At 46.1% G+C, this 4306-nt stretch carries 4 protein-coding genes and 1 pseudogene; 2 read left to right on the top strand and 3 right to left on the bottom strand.

All coding sequences use genetic code 11. From position 1 onward, the window contains the following. Window positions 1-122: 122 nt before the first annotated feature. Window positions 123-428 (top strand): annotated as a pseudogene (locus tag FTT63_RS14930) (MmcQ/YjbR family DNA-binding protein); the annotation flags it as partial. Window positions 429-497: 69 nt separating this feature from the next. Here FTT63_RS14930 and FTT63_RS14925 read toward each other — a convergent pair. The 3 genes from FTT63_RS14925 to baeS form a co-directional block, all read right to left on the bottom strand. Next, window positions 498-764, bottom strand: coding sequence for a hypothetical protein (locus FTT63_RS14925; RefSeq protein WP_104505830.1), 267 nt, complete (start codon window positions 762-764; stop codon window positions 498-500). Between the two features lie 265 nt (window positions 765-1029). Further along, the gene (locus tag FTT63_RS14920; protein WP_005180005.1) at window positions 1030-1716 is read right to left on the bottom strand and encodes a response regulator; all 687 of its coding nucleotides are present in this window, start codon (window positions 1714-1716) and stop codon (window positions 1030-1032) included. Between the two features lie 15 nt (window positions 1717-1731). Then, complete coding sequence (baeS, locus tag FTT63_RS14915; protein WP_180192455.1) at window positions 1732-3402, bottom strand: sensor histidine kinase efflux regulator BaeS; 1671 nt, start codon at window positions 3400-3402, stop codon at window positions 1732-1734. A 134-nt stretch (window positions 3403-3536) separates the two neighbouring features. On the opposite strand from baeS, the gene FTT63_RS14910 reads away from it, so the two are divergent. Then, window positions 3537-4148 carry a hypothetical protein gene (locus FTT63_RS14910; RefSeq protein ID WP_104484490.1) on the top strand — a complete coding sequence of 204 codons (612 nt, stop codon included), beginning with the start codon at window positions 3537-3539 and terminating at the stop codon, window positions 4146-4148. Window positions 4149-4306 lie beyond the last annotated feature (158 nt).

Here is a 4306-nt window from a genome sequence, read left to right as displayed (position 1 = left end):
TACACCGTGACAGCCTATGGAATTGAGGTAATCCCTAAAGCAAATGCTTTAGGTTCTTGATGGTGAAGTAGGAATTAAACATCAAACCCACATTGAGTAGGTTTGAGTAGGTTTTAAATAACGGTTGTGATGTGTTTAAAGTGCAGGATAAAGTCTTTATGTTACAGTTTCATCTGCACGGACAAGCGGCCATTAATTTAAAAGTAGCGCCAGATCATGGTGCCATGCTGCGTGATATTTATCCATATATTCACAGCGGCTGGCATATGAATAAACAGCACTGGATTTCAGTGTATGAAGATGAAGAGCTGGATGAAGCTTTGATCGAAGATTTAGTGCTGAATTCTTATGCGTTGGTGGTGTCCAAACTCAAGAAACTGGATCGACAACGTATAGCGTTACTCAAAACTGTAGGCTCGCGTGTTTAGCTCGGGCAAAAACACAGAGATAAATCGTGCCCACAGTTTAATCCTGTCTCTCGTATGTAAAATCAGCGATTAAACTTTATATTTATCATTGAACAACTCAAAGGCTTTGCGCCACCCTGAATGTTCACTGCTGTGCTGGCTTTTTGCAATTAAATACTGCAATAGTGCTTTGATGGTGGCCACTGTATCGGAATTTAAACAGACAATAATCTGCTGTACACAGAAGTTGATCTGATGTTCCAGGCGGGAACTATCCTGGGTTTGTTCAAAATAGTGTATCGCGGGGGTGATATTGCGCTGAATTAAGCGTGCGACAAGCTCAGTATTGACGTGCATAGAAAAATTCCCAAAAGCGGGCTGCAGATTATACCGGAATTTTATTTACTTCAATTTTCAGGCTTATTAAAATTTACAAAATATTCTTGTTAAAAATTAAATTCATTTAAAAATTATAATATTAGAAATCCCCCCCTTTTATCTTGGTCTTATGCTTGATCAGTCTGTTGATTTATCACCATCCTGCCCCTAAATACTGCACAACCTACTCTCATAAAAAAAGCGAATAGGCACATATCTATTCGCTTTTTCACTCCGCATGAAATTAATCTTCCGGATATTCAAAACGGTAGCCAACCCCATAGACTGCCTGAATCCACTCATGACGATTACCGGTTTCTGCCGCTTCGGAAATCTTGCGGCGCAGGTTTTTGATATGACTGTCAATCACCCGATCTGCAACATCAAAACTGTCCGGGTTAATATGGTCCAGCAACTGGGCACGGGAATAAACCTGCCCAACATGCTCTAAAAACAGCTCCAGTAAACGAAATTCGGTCGGGGTCAGGTTCAGTGCTTTTTGCTGATACCAGATCCGTTGCTGGGCTTTATCCATCCGGAATAAATCATTGGTTTCCGGTTCAGCCTTGCGGTCTAAGCGACGCAGCACTGCCTGCACACGTGCCACCAGTTCTTTCGGACTAAATGGCTTACAAATATAGTCATCTGCACCCATATTCAGGCCTAATACCCGGTCAATTTCTTCGGTACGCGCCGTAACCATAATAATGGGTAAATCAGACTGCTCACGTACTTTACGGCAAATGGTCAGCCCATCCATACGTGGCACCATCAGATCCAGAATCATCAGGCTCGGTTTACGCTGCAAAAAGCTGTTATAGGCTTCTTGTCCATCATGAAACATACTGACCTCAAACCCAGCAGCTTCAAGATAGTCGCGGACCAATTGAGCGAGTTCAACTTCATCTTCAACCAGCATGACATGTTTCATGAATATCTTTTCCTTTTATTGTTTGGTCGGAATCGGGAAAGTCAGTTTGCAGCGCAAGCCACCCAATGGCGAATGCGCAAAACTCAGCTGGCCACCCATGGCCTGCGCAATTTTAGCAGACAGCGCCAGACCTAAACCGGTACCGCCAGTGCTCCGCGTACGCGAATCATCCACCCGGTAAAAACGCTCGCCTAAACGGGCCAGCTGTTCATCGGTCAGGCCAAATGGACTGTCATCGACATAGACACTCCATTCTGTTGCCGTCTGCTCACTATGAATATGAACCTGCCCACCGGCCTCAGTATAACGAATACTGTTCGCAATCAAGTTCACCATAATTTGTTTAAAGCGGTCTATATCTAATTGTAAAGGCACAGCTTCACCTTCTAGACGCACACTTAACTCGGCCTGTTCAAACTTCGGCCGGAAATTCTCGACTTCCTGTTCAATCACCTGCCAAGGGTTGATTGAGGCCATATAGAATTTCAGCTGCATGGCTTCGGCCTGCGCCAGATCAGCCAGGTCCTGAGTCAGTTTTTTCAGGCTGCTGACCTGACGCATCATTGCATCTAAGTGTTCCGGTGTGGCTTTACGGATACCATCCTGCATAGCCTCAATTTGGGCCTGTAACACTGCCAGCGGGGTTTTTAATTCGTGTGAGGTATCAGCCACCCACTGCCGGCGTGAGGTTTCATGCTGATCTAAAATGACTGCCAGCTGATTCAGCTCTGTAGATAAATCACCGAGTTCATCATTACGGTTTACTTTCACCTGATACTGATAATTGCCTTTGGTCAGTTCACGGGTCCCATTGAGCAGACGCTGAATCGGCTTTTTAAAATAGGTCGCCAATAACCAGGCCACCAGTAAACTGGCAATAAAGGACAGACCATAAATCAGCAGCAGATAACGCTTTTGTTCGCTAAAAAAATTAATGCTGAGCGCATCATCCTGATCCAGCACCGGTTTTAAACCCAGATAGCCGACCACCTGATTGTTCATTAAAATCGGGCGATACGACATTTGTCCTTCTGCTGGCTCACCGACCACAAACTGGCGTTTGGCATCATATAAAGCCAGACGCGAGCTAAGACCCAAACGGTCCGGCATGGAAATAAACTGTTTTTTGCCATCCGATTGTGGCTGATTCGGACGCGGATTCTGGGCACTGCCCTGATTAACCCGGGTAGTATTCTGCTGCGCGCTTAAAGGAAATTTCAGGCCTTCAAAGGGACGGTACTCGGAAGGCAGATTCATTTCCAGCCATTTTAGTTCCTCCTGCGAGGCCTGGCGTTTCTGCGGATCTGGTTCAGCCAGCGTTGGCGCCACATTCATTAAGGTATGTTCTTCAAAATAACGCTGCTGCAAGGCAATATCGTACTGACGGCGCAACCACCAGCGCGACAGGCGGTCATAATCTTCCGGGCCGGCCTGCCCTTCAATTTGCAGGATTTGTGCCTGAATGGCATTGCCCCAATCATGATAGACGCCATACACACCGGCCAGATTATGAATCACATGATCCAGCTTCTGCATTTCGACATCGGCCACGTATTTGGTGAAATTGCGTTGCATATTCCAGTGCAGCACCCACAGGCTGACCGTGGAAATGACCAGCGCGGTCAATAGCACAGTCAAAAACAGGCGCAGGGCGATTGGAATCCGGCGTATTTTCAAAACACTCATCTCAATTTTTCTTTTATTTCACTATTGTAGCGAACAGTGTTTGAAAAAACTCTCCATTGTTTCTTCATCTTTATTATTTATTCTTGTCGCAGGTAAAAATAACTGTATCGCGGTTCTGTGTGGAGACAATAATCATGAAAACGATGACAAAAATTGCGCTTGTTTCAGTGGGTTTACTCAGTGTCGGGACACTGACAGCCTGTCAGTCAACCAATAGTACAGCAACGCCGGAACGTGAAGGCCGTATGGCTCATTCCATGCACGGCAAACATGCACGCCTAAGCCCGGAACAGCGTGAACAATGGCAGCAGCTGCGTACTGAACGCCGCCAGATGATGCAGCAGATCAAAACGGCCTGTGAAGGCAAAGCTGCCGGACAGGTGGTTCAGGTCAAAGCCGGTGAAAAAACCGTGAATGGGACCTGTACCCTAATATTTACGCCGGAACGCCAGCAGCTTAAACACAGCCGTGAACATCGTCCAATGCGTGGCGATGTACGCCAGTTTAAACAGCATGCTGCTCAGACCGGTGCCTTAACCGATGCCAAACGTGCCGAACTGGTGAAACAGTATGATCAGCGCCTAGCACAGCGTCAGGCCCGTCAACAGGCTATGGCCAATGCCTGTAACGGTAAAACCGCCGGTCAGACTGTCCAGATTAAACTGGGGGATAAATCGGTCAATGGTCAATGCAGCCTGCGTTTTAAACCGAATACCGCTGTGACCATTCCGGCCAAAGTGGCTTAAGCGAAGTCAGCAAATAAAAAAAGGTGCATGGTGCCATTGCTGTCCCACAATTTTTCACAAGAGGAAGCTCATTTGAGCTTCCTCTTGTTTTATGGGTATTTTATCGGGTGAAAATAAAGCTTTTAAAGTTCTTCTTTCAAACAAATTCACTTGAATTA

It is taken from the genome of Acinetobacter sp. C15, assembly GCF_013420645.1.
Lineage (GTDB): Bacteria > Pseudomonadota > Gammaproteobacteria > Pseudomonadales > Moraxellaceae > Acinetobacter > Acinetobacter indicus.
The sequence above is the reverse complement of the archived record's forward strand: the minus strand, read 5'-3'. Positions and strand labels throughout refer to the sequence as shown.